This window comes from Cupriavidus sp. 96C5-1, assembly GCF_057798855.1.
Genome location: NZ_JBYOJU010000004.1, coordinates 143,312 through 164,872 on the forward strand (window position 1 = coordinate 143,312; position 21,561 = coordinate 164,872).

General features: G+C 64.1%; 8 protein-coding genes and 1 pseudogene. 1 reads left to right on the forward strand and 8 read right to left on the reverse strand.

The genetic code is table 11. The features are described 5' to 3' along the window. Window positions 1–38: 38 nt before the first annotated feature. The 5 genes from AC3FOF_RS07380 to AC3FOF_RS07400 form a co-directional block, all read right to left on the reverse strand. On the reverse strand, window positions 39–12,014 hold the full coding sequence (locus AC3FOF_RS07380; protein ID WP_488726193.1) for a filamentous hemagglutinin family protein: 11,976 nt from the start codon (window positions 12,012–12,014) through the stop codon (window positions 39–41). A 284-nt stretch (window positions 12,015–12,298) separates the two neighbouring features. Further along, the gene (locus AC3FOF_RS07385) at window positions 12,299–13,300 is read right to left on the reverse strand and encodes a FecR family protein (RefSeq protein ID WP_488726194.1); all 1,002 of its coding nucleotides are present in this window, start codon (window positions 13,298–13,300) and stop codon (window positions 12,299–12,301) included. Window positions 13,301–13,420: 120 nt separating this feature from the next. Beyond that, window positions 13,421–13,936: an RNA polymerase sigma factor gene (locus AC3FOF_RS07390; protein ID WP_488726195.1), complete on the reverse strand. Its 516-nt coding sequence runs from the start codon at window positions 13,934–13,936 to the stop codon at window positions 13,421–13,423. 2 nt (window positions 13,937–13,938) lie between these two features. Continuing rightward, on the reverse strand, window positions 13,939–14,865 hold the full coding sequence (locus AC3FOF_RS07395; RefSeq protein ID WP_035812676.1) for a TonB family protein: 927 nt from the start codon (window positions 14,863–14,865) through the stop codon (window positions 13,939–13,941). 382 nt (window positions 14,866–15,247) lie between these two features. Further along, complete coding sequence (locus AC3FOF_RS07400) at window positions 15,248–17,953, reverse strand: AAA domain-containing protein (RefSeq protein WP_488726196.1); 2,706 nt, start codon at window positions 17,951–17,953, stop codon at window positions 15,248–15,250. A gap of 312 nt (window positions 17,954–18,265) precedes the next feature. Here AC3FOF_RS07400 and AC3FOF_RS07405 point away from each other — a divergent pair, with 312 nt between their 5' ends. After that, window positions 18,266–18,427 (forward strand): hypothetical protein, encoded by a 162-nt coding sequence (locus AC3FOF_RS07405; RefSeq protein ID WP_488726197.1) that lies wholly within the window; start codon window positions 18,266–18,268, stop codon window positions 18,425–18,427. A gap of 32 nt (window positions 18,428–18,459) precedes the next feature. Here AC3FOF_RS07405 and AC3FOF_RS07410 read toward each other — a convergent pair. The 3 genes and pseudogenes from AC3FOF_RS07410 to AC3FOF_RS07420 form a co-directional block, all read right to left on the reverse strand. Then, window positions 18,460–18,700 (reverse strand): annotated as a pseudogene (locus tag AC3FOF_RS07410) (GMP synthase (glutamine-hydrolyzing)); the annotation flags it as partial. 12 nt (window positions 18,701–18,712) lie between these two features. Further along, window positions 18,713–18,991: a hypothetical protein gene (locus AC3FOF_RS07415; protein ID WP_017227697.1), complete on the reverse strand. Its 279-nt coding sequence runs from the start codon at window positions 18,989–18,991 to the stop codon at window positions 18,713–18,715. Between the two features lie 162 nt (window positions 18,992–19,153). Further along, window positions 19,154–21,358 (reverse strand): OsmC domain/YcaO domain-containing protein, encoded by a 2,205-nt coding sequence (locus AC3FOF_RS07420; protein WP_488726198.1) that lies wholly within the window; start codon window positions 21,356–21,358, stop codon window positions 19,154–19,156. Between the last annotated feature and the right edge of the window lie 203 nt (window positions 21,359–21,561).

The following is a 21,561-nucleotide window of genomic DNA, read 5'->3' on the forward strand; positions in this document are numbered from 1 at the left end:
GCGGAGAGAAGGAAATAGACGCCGTCTGGCATGGCGACCTACTGTGCCTGCAGCAGTTGGCGCCGTTGTTCGGCGCTCATGCGCGCCACGTACTTGGCGTCGAGCTCCTTGCCTACGCCGACAAGCTGCACCAGGCTCTCGGCGTCATAGGGGCGTCCTTTGGAGTGAAGCCCTGGCGAAGACGGCGATGGTGTCGTTTCACCGCCGTCCACCGGCTCGTTGCCGAAGCCCAGCACCCGCACCGAGAAGATCGAAGGCAGGCTCTGCCGTTGCGCCGCCCGATCGCGCGAGATCGCCTCCTGCGCGGCCGTCGCGGCCTGCGACGCCGCCGCGCTGGCATTGGTCAGCGCCCCGACGTTCACGCCCGCAACCACCGGCAGACCCGTCGACTTGCCCTGCACCTGCACGTTGGCCGCGTTCACCACCTGCAAGGCAGCCAGGTTGACGTTGCCCGACACCCGGATGCCCGCCTCGCCAGCGTCGATCGTGCCCAGCGGCGCGATCAGGTCGATGTCGCCGGGCGCGACTTCGGGAATCGGATTCAGCGTGGCGATGCCCGCGCCGGTGGCCGGCACCTGCGACGACAGCTTGACGTTGCCCCACGCGTCGTACACGCGCTTGGGCGGCGTGTACACCACCGTGGTCTTGGCGCCTCGCCCGGCGTTGATGTCGCCTGCGGCCGACCAGCCCAGGATGCCGCCGCCGAAGGTGGTCATGATGCGCGACAGGCCCAGCAGGATGCTGCCTTGGCTGTACAACTGGATGTCGCCCGAGCCTTGCGTCACGAGACCCGACGAAGCCGGAGGCACCTGCCCTTCAACACCGATCACCTGCTTGCCGCCGGGCGTCAGCATCTGGATGCCACCGCCGAACAGCGTGCGCACGCCGGAGCCGCCGAGCATCGTGATGTCGCCGGAGCGGACGATCTCGTTGCCCTGGCCATCCTTCTCCGGGAACAGCGCGGCGATGGCGTTGCGCCCGCGCAGGTAGCTGCCGTAGCGGCGGCTGGCCGGGTCGTTGTATTCGCGCCCGCCCGCCTTGAGTTCAGCGAAGTAGACCCGGCGCAGGAAGATGTTTTGCTGCTCGGGCGCCAGCGCGTTGAAGTACGCCAGCGCCTCGGCTGGCGTGCCGACAAAGCCGTAGCGATCCTTCAGCCAGCCCGCCAACTCGGCCTGGTAGGTCTGGGCGACCTTGCCCGAACCGTCCAACGGGGTGCCCGCTGGCAGCAGGTTGGCCGGGTCCAGGTAGTGCTTGAGCGCCTCATAATCGGGGCCGTTAGCGCCGACGCCGGCCATGGTCACGATCGATGCGCCCGGCCGCTCGTCGCCCGACGCGAGCGGACCGATGCTGGTGATATTGCCCTTGTCGCCCTGGTACAGGTTGCGGCCTGCGCTCACTTCCAGCGTGCCAGGGCCAGCGATCTGGACGTTGGTGAAATACATATCGCGGCCGGCCTGAATGATCGACACGTCCGTATCGTTGGTGTTGAGGATCAGGCTGGGCTCAACCGTCGTCGAGTTGCTGTTTCTCCCGAGCCGCCCGAAGTTGACGATGTCGCGACCGGCGCGGATGTTGGCGGCCTTCGCCGCGAAATACACATTGGTGATCGGTCCCTGGTAAACAGGCTGGTAGGCAAGGATCTGGCCCAGCGCCACATTCACCAGATCGCCGTCGACAGCATGGATACGGATGGGATTGGCATCGCCCTCGTGCAGCCGGGCCGGATCGGGGAACAGGGCCGGGTCGGCGTCGGCGCCGGAGACGATGAAGCGCGCCGGCATATAGCTGATCCCAGCGTTGTATCCCGCCGCCGCATAGATCGAATCCCGCGCGAGCAGTTCCAGATGCCCCTGCGGCGAGGGCGCGAGCCACAGCGCGACGCTCTCGTTCTGCGTCCCGGAATAGTAGATGCTGCCGTTGGCTGCGGTGGCCGAGAAGCGCGCGGGCAGGCCGTAGCCGCTGACGACGCGGTCTTCCGGCACAGTCTTCATCGAGGTGGTGTCCAGCGCGTTGTAGGGCACCAGGTTGCCGCCGGCCGAGAACAGCGCCAATACGGTATCGGACCGCCAGGCGCCGCTCGCCTTGGCCTTGCCGACGCCGCCGAGCACGAGGTCCGCGCGCGTGCGCAGGCTGATGCCGCCATCGCCCGGGACCACGATGACACCGCCGAACGGCTGGCCCGGGCCGCCGAAACCGGCTGCCCGCGTGGGATCGGGCGCGCGCGGGTCGTTGAGTTCCTTCGTGCCGTAGCGCAGCGGCACCGAACCGATGGCGCCGGCATCGATGCGCAGGTCTCCGCGCAAGTTGGTGAACACGCCGTTGTCGGCGTCGTCCGGATACCCCGGCCCGCTGACCGTGTTGGGGTTCAGGCGCCCGCCGATACTCAGGCGCACGTCGCCGCCGCCTGCGGCGCCCACCACCAGGGCCGTGTTCTGGTACAGCGGGTAGAGGTCCTTGCGCGGCACCAGGTTGCCCGCGTCGCCGCCGACGCGCAAGGTGACATTGCCGCCGCCCAGCGCGCCGAAGCCGGTGAAGCCGTCGTCATAGGAGGGCGTACCGCGGTTCACCCAATTGTCGGGCGAATTGCTGCTACCGCCATAGCTCCAGCCGGTGAGCGTGCCCTGGACATCGACGAACAGGCTGGCCGGCGCGGCATCGCCCCATCCGCGAGTGGAAATGTTGTATATCGAGCCTTGCGACAGGTTGCCGCCGGCCAGCAGGTCCAGGTCGCCCGTGCCGGTGCGGATGCTGCTGGCGATGGGCACCTGCTTCACACCCGACCAATCCGCGACGCCGTAGCTGTGGTAGTCGCTCAGCAGGATGTTGCCCGCGCCGCCCAGGGCGCTGCGGGCCTGCAACGCCCTGGCATTGGCTGCGGCGAGGTCGGCACCGGCGGCCAGGCGGATCGACGCGGACAGCGAACCGGGGGCCAGTTGCGGAATAGTCGGTGCCGTCGCGGGAACAGCTTGCGTACCTCCCTCCTTACCCGTAGCGAAGCCCGGCAATGTATTCCCAGGTTCAAAGAGGAATCCATCCCGCGCGAACATTGTGCCGGCGGGGAATGTGTCGCCAGGCGTAAGGCCAAACAACCATCCCCAGGCTTGGTAAAAGGAAGTGCCGGGAACCGTCCAATCCGTCATCAGATAGATGGGCGAACTGTTATTGTAAGTGTTGGCCCATGTATCAAAATAGAGCGATGGGATAGTTGCTGGATCCGTTCCCTCGGATATGACACCGGTATAGGACACAGGCACGGCAGGCAGACCTGGCCCGTGACCATCCGAAATGCTGCCATTGACGGTGAGGTTGCCGCCGGCGCGCAGATCGAACGCCATCGGCTCGCCCGCGCCGTAACTGCTCGACGCGGTATCGCGGTCGGCGCGCGGGCCGTAGCGGTAACCCGCCAGATCCAGGTCGCCCGAGACGGTCAGGTTGCCGTCCGGAGTGGCGCTGACGATGGCAACCCCGGGGCGCAGGTGAAAGGCGCCGCCATGCGCCGTCAACCCGGCCAGCCGGGTCTGCAGGCCGGCATTGGCGAGCGCTCCATTGACGAAGGCCTGGCTGTCCTGGTCGATCAGGCCGAGGAAAGCCTGGGTGACGACCTGCGTGTCGGCGCTGCCGCCCTGGTAAGGCGCATTGGCGTAATCGGCGAAGCCGTTCAGTACAATGCGCTTCGCGCCGCGAATGTCCAGCGCTCCGCCAGCGTCGATGGCGATGTCGCCGCCGGTCGCATTGGCCGGCGCGCCCGCGCCGGTGGCGCTGGCGACGGTCGTCCCCAGGCGCGGGGCGTTCAGCGTCAGCGTGCCGCGCGCGGTGGCGTCGGCCGAGCGCAGATTGATGACCGCGCCCGGCGCCAGCGTGAGCCGACCTTCGGTAACGCTCAGTTCCACTTCGGGCGTGTTGGCCGCGGCAATGGCGACGCCGTCGCTATCCGTGCGCAGCACCGCGCCGTGGGCATCGAGCCTGCCGTTGACCGTCAGGCCGTCGCGCGCGGCCAGGCGGATGCTGCCGGCACTGCCGCCGCTGGCGTCCACCGTGCCACTGACGGTCAGGCTGCCACCGTCGACGGACACCGCGACATGGTGCGCCTTGAGTTCGTCGCCGATGACCAGGTTGCCCTGCTTGAGCGCGAAGGCGCGGCTGTCGCTGAACCCCTCCGTCGTCAGTATCGTGTTGAGCGCGGCGAAATCGCCGCTCAGCGTGGCAGCGTTCTCGCCGAGGCGCTGGGCGCGCAGGTCGAAGCCCCCGCCCCGGTGCCCCGCCCCGCTTTGAGCGTGCAGCGTGCCGCCCAGACGCACGACGCCGGCGGCCGCGCCGGTGGCGGTCAGGCTGAGCGTGCCGGCGTCACTGCCAGGGGCGGAGAGGTCGATCACCGATCCCGCCGTCTGGGTGATGTTACCGTGGGTGCTTTCCAGCACCACATCGCCGCCCCAACTATATTTGGTCACGTCGAAGAACGGGATCGTCCGGCCCGACAGGTCCAGTAGGGCCCGATCGCCCAGCAGGATGTTGCCCGACGCGGTCATTTCGAGCCGGCCGCTGGGGAGCGCCAGCGCCGTGTCGAAGGCGATGTCGTGGCCCGCGAACAGGCGCATCTGCGCGCCGAGCGCCGACGCGCCGAGCGCCGGCGCCGTAGCCCCCGCGGGCGCCGTGACCGTGAGCGTGTCGCCAGCGCGCAGGTCGAGGCTGGAGCCGGCCGCGCCGGTCAAGAGCGGCGTCACCAGCGTGAGAGCGCCGCCGGTGCCGGCATAGCTGTCGGGCTTGAAGCTGGCGTCGGGGCTGGGCCCTTGCGCAAAGACCGACAGGCTCCCCATGCCGTTGCCAAGGATGCGTTCGCTGCCGTTCAGGTCGACGTCGGCAAAGCCCAGCATCAGGCGGTCGAAGCGCACCATGCCGTCGGGCTGCGGGTGCGAATCCTGCGGGTAGCCGAACACGATCTCGCGCGCATTGACGGTAAAACGGCCCTGGCCCGAACCCGGCCCGCCGGCGATGGTGGCGCCCGGTACGGCGCTCACGAACGCGTAGGTGCCATTGGGCTGGCGCACATGGCTGCGGGTGCCGTTCCAGACCAAACGGTCCACGTTCAGGCTGGCGGTATCGCCGGCAGCGCCGTAGCCGTAAATGGCCGGACTGTTGAGCACCAGCGTGCCCACGCCGATGTCCATCGACGCCGCCCCGTAGAAGTTGACCGATTTGGCCGCCGACAGCACCAGTTCCTGCATGGCCGGCACGCCGGCGGCAGGCTGGCCGCCGAGCAGCCGGTCGAGCAAGCCCTGGTCAAGGCTCAGGCCGGCGGGCAGGATGCCGGCGCGCGCTGCATCGGCCAGCGTCTGCCGGCCCCCGATGTTGAGCGACGAGACCGCCAGGTTCAGGCGCGCGGCGCCGATGTCGGGCGTGCCCGTAAACGCGAGCTCGTTGGCCGCCCAGATGCCGACCGTGCCTTCCGAGCGGAGGACCGCGCCGTCGCCGATCGACACCTTGCCCGTGCCGACCGCAGCCGGTGCGGTTAGCATCACCCGTCCATTGGACGCCGTGACGATCGATACTTTCGATGACTCGTAATCCGCGAGGCCCAGCGCATAGCCGGTCGCCGCAAAATCGAGCACATGTGTGCCCCGGCCGATCGTATCGATCCCGGCGCCGGAGGCGATCGTGATCGTCGGCGCGCCGAGCGTCACTTGTGCGCCGCGCAGGATCGCACCGGGTTCGAGCGTGATGGCGCCGGTGTTGATGTATTCGTTGCCAATGCCGAACGAGAGGTTGGTGCTGTTGAAGAGATAGGGCGCGCCGCCGATATAGAGATTGGGCGCGCCAAACGCATTGATATCCGCCGCCGCCACCGGCGTGACCGTGGTGCTGCGCTCGGTCGTGCTGTCCGGGCTGCCGATCGAGAGCAGTTGCGCCCGGTTGGGTAGCACCAGGGTGGCGCCCCAGCCATTTTGGCCGGACGCCATGTCGGCGATGCCTTCAAAACGGAGCGCCGGGACTTTGGTGGTGCTGGTCGCCGACAGCGCGCTCAGATTGATGGTGAGGAACTTGCCGTCGCGCGGCAGCAGCGGCTGCAGCGTGCCGAACGTCGCGGACTGGGCGAGCTGGAAGGCCTCATAGCCCTGTTCGTTATACTGCGCATAGCTGCGCGTCGCGGCGCCCGGGGTGACAATGAACTGTGTCGGCAGCACGTCGCGGATTGCGGTGTTGGCAACCCCTTGCGTCCCCGCCAGCAGCCACGACCCGTTTGGCAGCGCGGTAGCGACCGGGGCGGCAATCGTTGTCGAGGCGCCAATTTCGATACGGAAGGCACCCGGCAGCAGCGCATAGTTGGCCGGCAGCAGCGTATAGGTGCCGGCGGGCAGGCCAGGTACGCCGGCATCGATCGTCACCTGCTGGCCGACCTCGGGCACGTCGCCGTTCCATTGGGCGGCGGAACCGCCGGCGGGCGGCGCGATGGCGGTGCCCGGCACGATCGCATAGACCTTACCCGCGGCGCTGTAGCCATTGGCGGGGTTGGCGTTGGCCAGCGACGTGGTCAATATGTCGACCGAGCCGCCGCGGCCGGAAATGAACGCCGCACCCAGCAATGTGCCGCCCCCGGAAAGATCGAGGCGCGATCCTGCTTCGCCGATCACCTGCGTGCCGTTCAGCGTGATGCCGATGACAGGCGCGTCATCAAAGATCTTGTTGGTCTTGCCGGAGATCAGGTTGGGCGTGATGGGTGCCACGCCATTCACCGTGTAGGATGTGCCGTCGACCGTACCGCCATAGGGCATGACCAGCCCTGCGCCGCTCACCGAGGTGATGCTGCCGGACAGCAGTTCGGTCACGGTGTTCAATGTCGCCGTGCCCGCCTGCCCGAGCGTGATCGAGCCGAACGGCGCGCGCAGCACGCCGCCCTGGCGCACGGTCGGCGCGGTGAGCGTAATTCCGCCGAAGGCCGAATAGGGAAGCGGCGGGAGCGTCTCGCCGACCCGTTCGATCGACAGCAGTTCGCTCGCGGATACGTTCACCACCGCGTTGCTGGCGGGATAGACTTGTGCGGCGGCCAGCGTGAGCGTGGCGGGGACCGTCAGGCTGGTGGTCGGCAAACCCGCATCCGGAACATCGCTGCTCGCCAGGAAGCGCAGATCGGAGGAGCTCGCGAGCCGGACATCACCGAACGCCAGCGCCATTTTATTGCGCACATCGAGCAAGCCGGCCGTGGCGGTGAAGCTGCCGCCGGTCACGCCGGTGAGGGAGGTCGGCAACGACGACGCGACCGTATTGTAGATAGGCGGGACGACGGTGGTGTGCCCGTCGAGGAACACATAAGGCGCGTCCAGGCGGACATTGCCGCCAGCCACCGTATCGTAGATGCCGCCCCGGCTCAGCGTGATGCTGCGTCCGGCGGAGAGCGTTACATCCCCCTCGAAGGCGATGGCGTCACGCCCCCACAGTGACACATTGTCGAAGCCACCGGCCGCAATCAGGCGCGCGCTGATCGCGCCCTTGCCGAGTGCCTGGACCTGATCGATCTGGCCGGTGCCGATGTCGGTCGGCAGCGCGCCGGGCACCGCGTCCTGGCCGATATGCAGCACCCGGCCTGTCAGCAGACGGCGGGGCGCCGGATTGCCCGGCGTGTCGGCAAAATAAGGCGATTCCAGCACAACCTCGAGGCGTCCGCCGCTGGCGCCGGCGCCGCCGGCCGCGGCCCGCAACTGGCCTTCGGCGATGATACCGTCATAGGAACGCAGGCTGATCGTGCCGCCGTCGCTGGCGACCGTAACCGGCCGGCTGGCGGCGTTCAGGCCGCCGCTGCCGACAAGATCGATCGCGGCGCTTGCCCCCGAAGCGTCGAGCAGTGCGCCCGGACGGATGACGATGAATGCGTCCGCGGCATTGGCAAGATAGACCGAACCTTCCTTGCCGGGGATGCGGCCGAAGTTGATCGAGCCGCCGTCAGCCACGACGCCGTAGCGGCGACCCCGCACGTCCTGCGCCGTGTAGGCGCGCGCGGCGACGTCGAGCACGGCGCGCTCGCCGATCCACATCGAGGTGACGCCAGGGCCGTTGCCGCGAACCACGGCAGGGGACAGCCGATCCGGGACGAACAGATAGGTGTCGAGCAGCGAGATGGCGCCGCCCGGGGCGGTGATGGCACCGTCCACCGTGATCTGGCGACCGCTCGCCAGCGTGACGCTGTGACCGGGATCGACCGTGATCGACGCGCCGAGACCAACGTCCACGCGCGCGGACGACGACAGGATGAGGTCGGCGCCGGGGCGCTGAACCAGTTGGGAAGTGGTCGGGTTTTCCTGATAGACCGGCGCAAGATACCGCTCAACGCTCGCCTGTGGATCCGCGCCGGTGGCGACGCCGTAGCTGGCAGCGGTCAGCCGCAGGACGGGCATGTTGGCCTCGATGGCGGCATCATTGCCGAGGAACAGGCCGGCATCGCCATGGATGCTGTAGCTGGAAAATCCCTTGGCCAGCGTCTCGAAGACCAGGTGCCGGGTGTCGAACGACTGGAACGCGATCGGCACGGCCAGCCGGCTGTTCTGCCGCAGCATGTCGCCGGCCTGGAAGGTGACAGCGACCGGCGCCACGCTGCCCTGCAGGTAGGTGGTGTTGACAATGCCCAGGTCGAGAATGCCGTTGCTGACCGTAACCTTGCCGGCAAACATGCTGATCGGATCGACCAGCTTGCTTCCCTTAGGGATGGTGCCACCCCCATAAAGGATGATGCGGTCGTACGATCCGGACGGTGTCAGATAATAGTAGCTGCCGAAGTTGGTATCGACAAAGCCATAGGGCTGCACGACCAGGTCGGCGGTCAGCACCAGTGGTTTGGCGGCGCTGGCTGTGATCTGGAGATCGCTGGCCAGCACGCCTTGCGGTACTTCGTTGCGGACACCGATGACAGCGTCAGCCGGCAGCGGCGCACCGGCCGGCCAGACGACGTCCTTGGTCAGCTTCACGTCGACCGGCAGGATAGCCCCGGCCTCCATCGATGTACCCAGGTCGAACGCCGCGTCGTTGATCGCCACGACGCCGCCATGCCCGAGCGACAAGCGCCCGCCGCGGCTGAAGCCATAGGAGGCAAGCTCGCCCCCGAGCGTCAGGGCGCCGCCGCTGCCGCCGCCGGCGTAACCGGCCGGGTTGTAGCCGGCCAGCAGCGCGATGTCGCCGCCCTTGCCGCCCCGGAACGTGCCGTTGACGAGAAACGCGCCACCGGCCGAGGCGTCGATGCTGGCGCCCTTGGCCAGCGTGACGTCGCCGGTGGAGCGCAGCGCGACGGCGCCGCCGTCGATCCAGGCCAGGCGCGACAGGTCGGCCGCGGGATCCAGTTGCGCGTTGGTCCACAGGCCACGGGTATCGATATGCGCACCGGGAGCGACGGTGATCGATGCGCCGCCCTTGGCATCGCGATACGTGGTGATGCCGTCACTGGCGACGTTGGTGGCCGTGACCGAGCCCGAGCGCGCCGTCACGTCGGCGGCGATGTTGATATCGGGCGCCAGGATGCGCAGGCCACCGCCATTGGCCAGGGTAAGCGGTGCGTCGATGGTGACGGCACCCTTGGCATCAAGGACCAATCCGCCGAGACCGAACGACGAAAGGCGGGCCGCATCGAGATGCGTGGCGCCGACGAGTTGGGGGTCGACGGCGTCTGCCAGACCCGGATGGCTGGAGACGCCGCTGCCGACCGTGATCGAGGTGGTCACCGGTGTGTCGATGAAGCCGGTGCCGCTGGGCGTGTAGCCGGCCACCGCCAGCGTGCCAGCGAGCGCCGCCGTGGTCTGCCCCAGCTTGTAGCCATCGGTCGCGCCGGCCGGGCGCGCCTGGCTTTGCCGCGGGCCGTTGTACACGGCCGCCTCGATATCCCCCTCAAGCACCACCGTAGGCGCGCTCACCTGCAGCCGGCCCGCGTCACGCCCAACGGTGTAGCCATTCTCCAGCACGCGCTGCGGCGCAATCAGGGGACTGTAGTAGTACTCCGTGACGTTCTTGCCCCAGCGCACGTGCTCGTCCTCAAAACCCTTGTACACGCCAGCGAACACCATGTCCGCCGGCGCCTTGTCCACCGTGTACAGCCGCCCGTCTGCCCCCTTGAGCCAGCTCCGGTTGAGGTAGCCGGTGGTCACGTTCAGGCTGCCGCCCGAGAGGTTGATCGACGAGCCAACCTGGGTGACGACTTCCTGCCCGCCCAGGGCGATGGTGCCGCCCTGGGCCGCCCATGCGCCGATACCGCGCCCCTGGTTACCCAGGTAGCCCCCGACTTCCAGCCAGCCGCCGGCCGTGTAGTAACGGTCGCGTTCGTAGCCCCCGGTACCCGCGGGCACATAGATCAGCCGCCGGCGGTCGATCCACACGTTGGCATTGAGCAGGTTTCCGCTGTCGCGGTTGCCCGGCGCATCGCGCTGCTCGTTGCCCTGGACGTTGATCTTGAGGTTGTTACTCTCCATCGCCAGGGGCACGCCCACGGCGCCGGACACGTCCAGCCGGGCCCGGTTGGCCACGAAGCTGCGCTGCGCCGCGCTCACGGCAATCTGGCCTCCGCTGGCCAGGGTGAGGCTGTCAGCGTCGAAGACGGCGTCGCCGCCCGTGACGATCTCGATGCGGGATTGATCGCGCCGGTCCGACAGCCGCGACAGGTTGTCGAACAGCGCGGACGCGGCGCCCGCGCGCAGCAGATCCTGCGCGGCCGAATCCTGGATCAGCGCGTCGCGCTGGCTGTCCAGCGCCGTGGTCTTGCCGTCATCGTCGATCAGTACCGCCGTCACCGCTCCCTGACCCAGCGCCACCCTGCCCTGCGTATCGGCGGCCGAGTTCAGCAGGTGGATCGTGCCGCGCGTGTTGACCGTCGTCGTCGCCACCGCCACGCCCAGCTGCTGCACGTCGCGCCCGGCCAGCGTCACGTCGCCTTCGCTCGCCATGATCAGCCCGCTGTTGACCACCTTGCCCGCGCTGCCGCCCGCCACGAACTGCGGCGCGATCTCGTTGCCGCGCGTGCTCGACGTGGTATTGCCGTCGGTGCCCACCCCGCGCCGGATCACGAAGCTGTCGCTTGCCGCCAGCGCCGTCTGCCCGCGCGGCGTGGCGATCGTCCCCGCGTTGCTGACCTCGCCGCCGAGCAACAGCACGTAGCCGCCGCCCTGCGTGACCGTGGCCGGCGAGCGCGTGGCGATCTGCGCGCCGGCCTGCACGTCCACCTTGCCCAGGGCATCGGTGAAGCCTGGCGCCGTGCCATTGAGCCCATAGATGCCGTTGCTCGTGAATTGACTGTCGCTGATGCGCGCCGCCGCCGCGACCAGGTTGCGCGTGTCGACCTGGCTGGTGCCGCTGAAGATCACGCCATTGCGGTTGACGATCATCACCGTGCCGTCGCCCCGGATCTTCCCCTGGATCTGGCTCGGCCTCGCCTGCGGGTCGTTCACCCGGTTTAGCGCTGCCCAGTCCGCCTGCTGGTGGAAATCCACCATGGTGCTGCGGCCGACGTTGAAGGTCTCCCAGTTCAGCACAGCCTTGTCGGCGGTCTGCTGGATGGCCACCGTCGTCTTGCCATCGGCTACCGTCTGCTCGGGTGCGTTGGCGTTGATCCAGCCTCGCGTGAGGCTGTTGGTATCGACCTTCAGCCCGCCCTCGGTCAAGCCATCGGGCACCGAAGCATTCGCGCTAGCCGCCGCGGCACGGGCGCTGGCCTGCGCGGCCTGCATCGCCGCGACGCTCTGCGCGGCCGTCCCAAGGTTGGCGATCGAGCGCTGCAACTCGGCGCTGGCCTGCTGTTGCTGCGCCGACGGGTTCGTCAGCGCCGACACCGGCATGCCGTTGGGTAGCCGCCCGGTCGATTGCGCCGCGCTCTGCGTCGCACCCTTCGCCGCAAACCACGCACCGCTGAAGGCCCGCTGAGCATGGGCGCTGCCCATCACGCCACCGGCAACCAGCGTCAAGGCGATGGCCTGCGCGATAGGGGCGAACCTGAAGCTCCGTTCCTCAAGTATGGATGTCCGGCTGTTGCCGCTGCGCCCGCGTGTGTTCATGTGAAGTTCCCAGCCGATGGTTGAATCGATGCAATCGGCTGCCCGTCCCGCTCGCCGGCCAGCCACATTCATGGAGTCCTGTTCATCGCAGGCGACTCGCGCCCGCGACAAATACCCCGTTGTGGCTAGGACGAATGGCGGCCCTCAATTCGTGCAATATTTTTTTGGGATCCATGTTTCAGGGGATGGTCGAGCCCGCTGCGCGCCGTCTAACGCGCGCGGCGAAGCAGACAACGTGCATGGCACGTCGTCCATTCGAAACGCTCCACATCGAGAAACCTGGTTCAGCTCAGGACGGTCAGGCCACCGGGGAGCGAGCGGGCATTGAGGCCGAAGACGTGCTGGAGTTGCAGCAGCGCCAGGTCCAGCGACGCGATGCCAAAGCGCCCGCTCACCTCCTTGTTGCGTACGGAGGCGTTCATCAACAGCACCCGACCGGGTCGATAGCGGTTGATCTCTTCAAGCGCGTCGGCCAGCCTGGCCTGGTTGAACACCAATTCGCCTCTGCGCCAGGCCGACACGTCCGCCGGCTCGATGGTGGCCACGCCGCTGACCGAACTGGCGTTATAGATCACCTGCTGGCCGGCTCGCAGTGTCCGGCTGCCCGCAGGGTGTTCCAGTTGTACCGCACCGGCAATGCACGTCACGCAGACCTTGCCGTCCAGGTACCTGACCTCGAACTGTCCGGACTCGGCCAGGCTGCGGCCTTCGCCGGCAACGACCGCAAAGGGGAAGCCGTCTCCCTGCAGGTCGATGGCGGCCTCCCCGGTAATCAGGCCCAAACCGACAGTCTGGCCGCCGGCCAGCTGCCTGCGCACGCTGGTCCGCGTGTTCAGCGTGACATTGACATGATCGACCAGCGCGAGCGTGCGCTGTTCGCCGGTGGCGGTCCGGTAGTCGGCCTCCCATTCGTCGGGCGCAGGCCACAGCCCGAGCGGCGGATGCACCACCGCCACGCCAGCGACGGCGGCCGCACCCACCAACGCGCCCAGGAATGCCCGGCGGCCCGGATGCCGCGCACGCTGCGGGCGTGGTTGGAAGAAGGCGGCGACTTCCGGATTGGTTCGCAGCAACGCGCCGGCTGGTTGTTTGAACGCATCCCATCGGTGCTTGGCCTCGTTATAGGCTGCCTGGTGCGCGGGGCTGCTGCGCACCCAATTCCGGAAACCCTGGGCATCTTGCGCATCGGCATCGCCCGAGGTGAGCAGGCGCAGCCAGTCCCAAGCCTGCGTTTCAAGTTCGTCAGGCGAGACCGCGCGATTGTCAGCGAGAGTCGGTGTCTTCATAGTGTCATGCCGCGCGGCCAGGCCAATCGGTGCAAAAAAGGGACGGCAGCCCGTTGCATTTGTGATCGTCCTGGTTGCTCATAAGAGCTATGACGAATGGCGGCACCCCAAACCTGCATTTTATTCTTTCTCCGCTGCGATGTAGGCATTCAGCGTCTCATGGGCGCGCTTCAATTCTGACGCGACCGTGCGGAGCGAGACTCCCAGGCGCTTGGCGGCTTCTTTCTGCGTCACATCTTCCCAGTGCACCATCACGACGACCAGCCGGCGGCGCTCGGGCATGCGATCCATGATTCTCATGAGCACCTCCAGGTCGGAGCGCATCTCAGCCGTCTGCTCCGGGCCGGGGGCCGGGTCGACCATTTCATTGAGCAGCGTATCGATATCGTCGCCCGACAGCACGCGCCGTCGCCGGCGCTGGGCGTCCACCGCGATGTTATGGGCCATGCGTACCAAATAAGCGCCCGGACTCTGGAACGGGCCCTGATCGTGCTTCCCCTTCAACCGCAGCCAGGTGTCATGCAGCGCGTCGCTGGCCATGTCGTCACTGCCCAGCATCCGTGTCAGGCGCAGCTTGAGATTGGCGTAGCGTTTGGTCAGGTAGTCCAGCAGAACCGGCTGGGTATCTTCGGCCATGGCTAGGGAGCCCCCTTTCCGTTGTCCTGAATGCAGGGCGGCGTACCATTCGACCTGGCATGGGGAGCAGCCGGCAGGACCATCATGGTCAAGGCCTGCTCCATCACCGCCTCCGGTGGAGGCATTTCGATTTGTACGCGCTGTAAGGTTCTCAGTATCGCAGCATCGCGGCCGGCATCGCCGGTTGAGCCGAGCAGTCGCGCACTATGGATGCGGCCCGCCGCATCCACCCGGAAGCGCAACACGGCACTATAGCGGCCCGGCACGGCACGCGGATCGGCGCAGAGGGCTTGCACGATGCGCGCTTGGACCTCTCCGGCGTAGCCATCGGCGCTGAACAGATCGGCCATGCCAACGCGCGGGACGGCGGGCTTCGTGCCGGACTCCTTCAGCAGGAAGGTCTGGCCCAGTTCCGTGTCGAGTTTCTCGGCGACGAGGCCAGTGCCTTCCAGGAGGATCCTCAACGCCGCCTCGGCGGTATAACGCCCCCGGACGTCCGACGAGACGCGGCCAACGACCATGTCGCTGGCAAACAAAGCCGGCCGATTGGCTACGGCGGCATACCGGTTGAGCGCCGCGGCCAGCGGCTGCGCAGGAATATCGAAGTCGCGAAGGTGCCCGTTCGTCCCCGCCTCGGGGGCCACAGGCCGCCCGCCCGACGATGCAAAGGTGGTGCTGTCAGCAGCGCGCAGCCCTTGTCCGACGCTGTCCGGTGGAAATGTGCCGGCAGCACTCCCGTCCACTGAACCTGGCAACTGCGCGCGCACCGATCCCATCGCAGTCAGGAAACCCAAGAAAATCAGGCATCCCGCCAGCGCAAGCACACTGAGCGGTGCCGGGTTGTCTATCATGTTTCCGTGCTGCGATCGTCGAAGGAGTGAAATGCCGGAGCGGATCAAGGCGCTCAACAAATGGGTAAGAACGTACATGCCATAGGTTACATGCACGTGACATTGCAACATGGCCCGTCATCGAGCATGGCGAGGGACCGCTGGCGAGATGTACTGGTGCCAGAAGCACTTCGGCGATGCTTGGGTCGGGGCACGCCAGGCTGGCACAAGTCTCCCAGTGGAGAACGAGCGGCACCACGCTGTCTGATCGCGCGGCATGGTCCGCCAGGCCCATCGCGAAGAATCCTCGATCGAAGTACATGAAGCGAAGGAAGACGACGGCGATATGCCGGCCGTCGTGCACGAACTGTCTGGCGCTCAGCGTGTTGACGCCCACTTCGTTCAGCAGCGTCGAGCCGGTACACCACCCTGCCGAGGGGTAGTGAAGTACTTCCAACGGAGAAAGCGCCACCCATTTCCCTCAAGCGGTTGAAGCGCCGCTTGCCCACTGGGCCAAAAACTCCGCAATCTTTTCTTCGATGTGGCTCTCGACGGTTTGCAATCGGAGCAAGGGGATCTCGCTTTTTCTCAGGATGCTGTCTTTCAATGCATCCCGCTCGGCCTGCCGCGCCGTGCCATGATACCCACCATCGACCTCGATCACGCCCAGCGGCGTTTTCCCCACCTTGAAATACAGCACAAAATCGCAACTGGCACGGTTTCTCATGAAATCCCGCTCCCGCGACGTCAATGCCTCGTTGGCCGATGAGACCAACTGGATCAGGGCGATCTGGGAGTGGAACGTCATCGCCCGATAGGCCTCCCGGGACAACGCATCACGCAGTCTCTGCGCCACGATCTGCTCGGACTTGTATCGCGAATCGCTTGGCCGCAACCTGGCATTGAGCCTTTCCAGGGATTGATCGTATTCCGTGTAGAGCAGGTCGAAGGCCGACACGACGGGGGCGCGATGGATCTGCTTTTCATCCGCGTAGTATTCGATGTAACGCACCAGGGCGGCAATATGCCCGTTGTTCGCGGCAAAGACGTCGTCGCCCGTCACCAGGGTGAATTTGTTCCTGGCCCTCGATACCGCCACATTGACCAAGTGGGGATCATCCACAAAGGTCAGGCCTCGCTGGCTACTGCGCTTCTTGTCCAGCACGGTGGAAAAGACAATCTCGTCGCACTCCCGGCCCTGAAACTTGTGCACTGTGTCCTTGACGAAATCGGCCGGCAAATGCGCGCGAGAAAGTGCGACCTGAGCGTTGTAAGGGGCGATGAACCCCCTGCCGTTCTCGCTGTCCCAGTCGCTCTCTCCATCCCATTTGAGCGTCTCGAGCAGTGAATCCAACTCTCTCCGATTCGAGTTGTTTCGCGTGTGGTTCCCCTTGGCGGTGACGAGCAGCTTCAACGACTCTTCGCCAGCGTCTTGCGTCATTGGAACGAGCCGGTTGTCGTAAAACTGCTGATTGCAGAACTGGATGATTCTGGGGTGGCACCGGTAATGCTCTTTCAGCAGCGTCACCGGGATCGAATCGTTGAAAACACCGACGCACGAATCGAGCAGGCTGTACTTGTCGCAATCGTAGAATTCAGCGGGCGGTGCGATGCCCAGATTCGCCGGAATGTGCGGGAGCTGCTTTCTGTCGCCGACGATGATCAGGTTTCTGGCGCAGCCCAGCGCCAGTATCCCCGGGACGATGTCCTGCTGCGAGGCCTCGTCGATGATGACATAGTCAAGCATCGCGCCGCGGCCGATCGAGTTGACAATGGAATGCGTACTGCTACCGATAATCGGAAAACGCTTCACAAACTCATTGAACTTCGTGCGGTAATTTTCCGAATCGAATGCTTCCTGATGCGGGACATGCTGATGAAGATGGTGTTTGAGATATGCCATCGACCCGGCGGCGAGATCATCCAGCAATGCCTTGAAGTTGCCACGCTCCAACGTTTCCCTATAAGCTGCCAATGCCGATCCCTTATCCCGCAGCGCATTCTCGTAATAGTGAAGCTGCAAGGCGTAGATCACGGATTTTCGCTTTTCCCAATCATCGAAGGGCTTCGTACGCAGGATCTTGAAATTGAGCAACAGATCGATCCGGTCCTTGAGCCTGATGCGATTCGCGGCAAGATAGGCCAAATAAGCCATCAGGTCCGAGGATTTTCGTGGGGACAGCCTGTACTTCTCCAGAGGGACTGGCGCCACCACCATGTTTTCGCGCTGCCATTGCAGCAGATAGCGCTGCTCTATGGTCAATTCATCGATCTCGGCCTGTAGCCGCGCCACCGCGTCCTGGATATGAAGATGCTGCTTCAGCTTCTGCAGAACGGCTTGAATATGATCCATGGCGGGCGCAGGCGCCGGGGTTTCTGAGGGCACGGCCGGTACGTCTTTGAAGAAGTCCGTTCGATTCTGCTCACTGCCCAGCTTGGCGACCACATAGTCCAGTCCAACCTTGCCTAGTTTTTCATAAACGTTTCCCACGGCAGCATTGTTATTGGACAGGATAGCGACGGTGTTTCCCCGCAACACGATATTGGCGATGATGTTCAATATCGTTTGCGTCTTCCCCGTACCAGGGGGCCCTTCGATCAGACTGATTTGCGAGATGAAGGCCTGCTCCACCGCCATGAGCTGGCTTTCGTTGACGCCGAAAGGGTAAATAAGACTTCCCGGCCGCTCCCGCGGTCGGTTCTGTCCTGAGCAGTAAGCGTGCAGCGCGGTGTCCTCGTGAGGAAGCACCCTCTCCAGTTGACGCAGCACATTCTTGGAAATGGGCTTGTCCTGCTGACTCGCCCGCTCTTCCCTGGCTTTTGCCACGACGCCGAAGTAGCGGAATATCGCCCCGTCCTTGATCGTCGTCTCCGGGCAGAACGCAATACGATCCGCGTTCATTACGTAAACTTTTTGCTTTCCGCGATACTGAACGACGGCATACTTCCCGCCATAGATCACCGCCCTATCGACGGCACTGAATACCGCGCCTCCTTTTTTTGACAGGAGCTTTCCTTGCACCACCTCGGTAGGTTCAATTTTGCAATTGCTGAGCGGACTGTCGTAAGACTTGCCGGAGGGAAAACGGCAAGTCAGCATCAACTCCCCCTGTTGAGAGTCCCACCATATCTTCCAGTCGCTGATTTGCCTGGTTTTATCTTTACCGTTCACACAGATGGAAATCATATGCCCCTTATGCAAGAGTTACTCCAAGCATAAAAACATCAAGTGTTTTCCATTCTAAACGCCACCCAGCCCAAAAGACCCGCCGGCATGTACATCCCCGCCTGCCAAGGCGGGCTAAATGTGAAGTTTCAGCAGGGTATATCGATGGTTCATCCGAACCGGGTTTGAGAAACTGGAGTACGCGAGTGGCCGGGCGCTTCCTGGCCCGGGGAGAGGCCCGCCTGGCCAGCACTGCCTCACGGCCGAATCGTTGCTCATCGGCTAACACGCCCGGCAAAGCCCTGGCTTATCGTGGAACGGCGACGGCGGCACTTGACCCAAGCCCGCATCGCTCAAGCACTGGGTGTATCCAAAAGCACAAACGGCAAGGCCAAAGCGCCGGGGCCCGAAGCAAACCCGGAGGAAAAATTTTCTATTAAATCAATGACTTACGAAATCCAACCATCACTTGCCTTGCGTAGCAAGGCATCGTAAGTCATTGATTAATATGGGGGATTTTTTGCCCCTCACTCCCACTCGATCGTAGCCGGCGGTTTCCCCGACACGTCATACACCACACGGTTCAACCCCCGAACCTCATTAATGATCCGGTTCGAGCTGCGCCCCAGCAGCGCATACGGCAGATGCGCCCAGTGCGCCGTCATGAAGCCCGTAGTCTGCGCTGCGCGCAGCGCCACCACGTAGTCATAGGTGCGTCCGTCGCCCATCGCCAACCGACTTGACCGGCAGAAACACTGCAAATGCCTGCAGGGCGACTCCTCACCGCTTCCCGCACTCCCACCGCGCCGCCACCGCTAACGCATCGCCTTCCACCTCCGGCAGCAAAGCCAGCGCTGCCTGCGCGGTCTCGTCGTTGCTCATCTTCGCCTCCTCATCATCGGGTTCCGGCAAGGCGTCGGCAAGCACGCGCTCCAGTCCGGTCCTCATCGCCTCGGGCAGATACACTGCCAAGGCCTCGAGGAAGCGCCGGCCGTGCTGGAAGGCCGGATTGAGCCATTCGTGACTGCCTACGGCGCCGGAACCGGAGTGACGGGTCATCTGGGCGAGGCGACCACATCATAGCCGCACACGAAGATGCTGATGTAGCCGATGGATTGCCGCGTCATGATGCACGCCGGCGCAGATGGTCGCTCGGGTATCGAACATGCGTTTGTGCTGGGGGATGAACGGCATCATCGCATCCAGCCACGACTCGTAACCCTAACTGGCTGCAGCCGCCACATTGGTCCGCGCCTTATGCAGTTTCTTGTAACTGTCGATCAGGCGGTGGTGCCTATCGAAACCCTCCAGTTTCGTACTCGTTGGCGTCAACCCGAAGAAGCGCACGCTGCCGTCCACTGACCCCATTACCGCGTCCATCCGAGCGTTGCCAAACATCCGACGGAAGTTGACCGCGTAGTCGTCTAGTTCCAGGTCGTCATCGAGCAGCACCTCCAGCACCACATTCAAGGCCTGGTAGAACAATCCGCGCTCGACCGTGTTGTCGTTGTACTGCAGGAAGGCTCCCACCAGCTCTTGCGCCGCCTCAAATTGCTGCAAGGCGAGATGAATCAGCAGCCTCAACTCGAGAACTGTTAGCTTCCCCCAGTCCGTATTCTCGTCAAATTCGATGCCGATCAAAGTGGCAATATCGGAGTACTCATCCAGCTCACTGTTCTCCAACCGCTCAAGCAGAGCTGCCAGGCCGGCATCGTCCAGGCGATGCAAGTTCAAGATATCGGCGCGGAACAACAGCGCCTTGTTTGTGTTATCCCAGATCAAATCCTCTACCGGGTAAACTTCCGAATAACCGGGCACTAAGATCCGGCAGGCTACGGCGCCCAGCTGGTCATACACCGCCATGTATACCTCTTTGCCCATGTCTTCGAGAATGCCGAACAACGTTGCGGCTTCCTCGGCATTGGAGTTTTCACCCTGGCCAGAAAAATCCCACTCAACAAACTCGAAATTCGCCTTGGCGCTGAAAAAGCGCCACGACACCACACCGCTGGAATCAATGAAGTGCTCAACAAAGTTATTTGATTCAGTCACGGCGTTACTGACAAAGGTGGGCTGAGGCAAATCGTTCAGGCCTTCAAAACTGCGCCCCTGCAGCAATTCCGTCAGACTCCGTTCCAGCGCTACCTCGAAGCTTGGATGCGCGCCGAACGAGGCAAAGACACCGCCTGTCCGCGGGTTCATCAAGGTGACGCACATCACCGGATAGGTCCCACCCAGCGACGCGTCCTTTACCAGCACCGGAAAGCCCTGCTCTTCCAACCCCTGAATCCCGGCCAGAATGCCAGGGTATTTCGCCAGCACTTCGTGCGGCACATCAGGCAATGCGATTTCACCTTCCAGAATTTCGCGCTTTACCGCCCGTTCGAAAATTTCGGACAGGCATTGCACCTGCGCTTCAGCCAGCGTATTGCCGGCGCTCATGCCATTGCTGACGAATAGGTTTTCGATCAGGTTGGACGGAAAATACACCACCTCGCCGTCCGACTGCCGCACATACGGCAGCGAACAGATACCGCGCTGTACATTGCCGGAGTTGGTGTCGTACAGATGCGAGCCATACAACTCGCCATCGGGATTATAAATTTCCAGGCAGTACGCATCCAGAATTTCAGCCGGCAGCGCATCCTCAGGGCCAGGCTTGAACCAGCGCTCGTTCGGGTAGTGAACAAACGACGCATTGGCGATGTCTTCGCCCCAAAACGTACCGCCATAAAAATGGTTGCAATTCAGGCGCTCGATAAACTCTCCTAACGCCGACGCCAACGCGCTTTCTTTGGTCGCTCCCTTGCCATTGGTAAAACACATCGGCGAGTGCGCATCGCGGATATGCAGCGACCACACATTGGGAACGATATTGCGCCACGAAGCGATTTCAATCTTCATGCCCAGGTCCGCCAAAACGCCAGACATATTGGCGATGGTCTGCTCCAACGGCAGATCCTTGCCCACAATATAGGTGCTGGCGTCAGAAGCCGGCTTCAACGTCAGCAACGACTGAGCATCGGCATCCAGGTTCTCTACCTCTTCAATTACAAACTCGGGTCCTGCTTGCACCACTTTTTTCACCGTACAACGCTCGATAGAGCGCAAAATACCTTGGCGATCCTTTTCCGAGATATCCGGCGGCAGCTCAACCTGAATCTTGAAGATCTGCTGGTAACGGTTTTCAGGATCGACAATATTATTCTGCGACAGGCGGATATTCTCGGTGGGAATATTGCGGGTTACGCAGTACAACTTCACAAAGTAAGCGGCACACAAGGCCGATGAGGCCAGAAAATAATCGAAAGGACCAGGCGCCGAGCCATCGCCCTTGTAACGGATAGGCTGGTCGGCCACTACCGTGAAGTCATCGAATTTGGCTTCAAGGCGTAGCTTATCGAGAAAGTTGACTTTAATTTCCACGGGAGAATTCCAAAAAGGGGGCTAAAAATGATGTGGCCGCTACTATCCGCCGCCGCGCCGGTGCCGTGCCATGCATCGTTGCTTTCCAAGAACGCTGCCGCATGCGGATAATTTGAAACGAGAACGTCACGGCGCAGGACGTAGCCGGAACCGGCGGGCTTCCATGTGCCATGGCGATCGACAATCCAAAATATAAAGCCCCG

Bases quoted from the DNA above. Each gene is read 5' to 3' on its own strand.
- AC3FOF_RS07380 (WP_488726193.1), bottom strand. From the start codon at position 12,014: ATGAACACACGCGGGCGCAGCGGCAACAGCCGGACATCCATACTTGAG.
- AC3FOF_RS07385 (WP_488726194.1), bottom strand. From the start codon at position 13,300: ATGAAGACACCGACTCTCGCTGACAATCGCGCGGTCTCGCCTGACGAA.
- AC3FOF_RS07390 (WP_488726195.1), bottom strand. From the start codon at position 13,936: ATGGCCGAAGATACCCAGCCGGTTCTGCTGGACTACCTGACCAAACGC.
- AC3FOF_RS07395 (WP_035812676.1), bottom strand. From the start codon at position 14,865: ATGTACGTTCTTACCCATTTGTTGAGCGCCTTGATCCGCTCCGGCATT.
- AC3FOF_RS07400 (WP_488726196.1), bottom strand. From the start codon at position 17,953: ATGATTTCCATCTGTGTGAACGGTAAAGATAAAACCAGGCAAATCAGC.
- AC3FOF_RS07415 (WP_017227697.1), bottom strand. From the start codon at position 18,991: ATGACCCGTCACTCCGGTTCCGGCGCCGTAGGCAGTCACGAATGGCTC.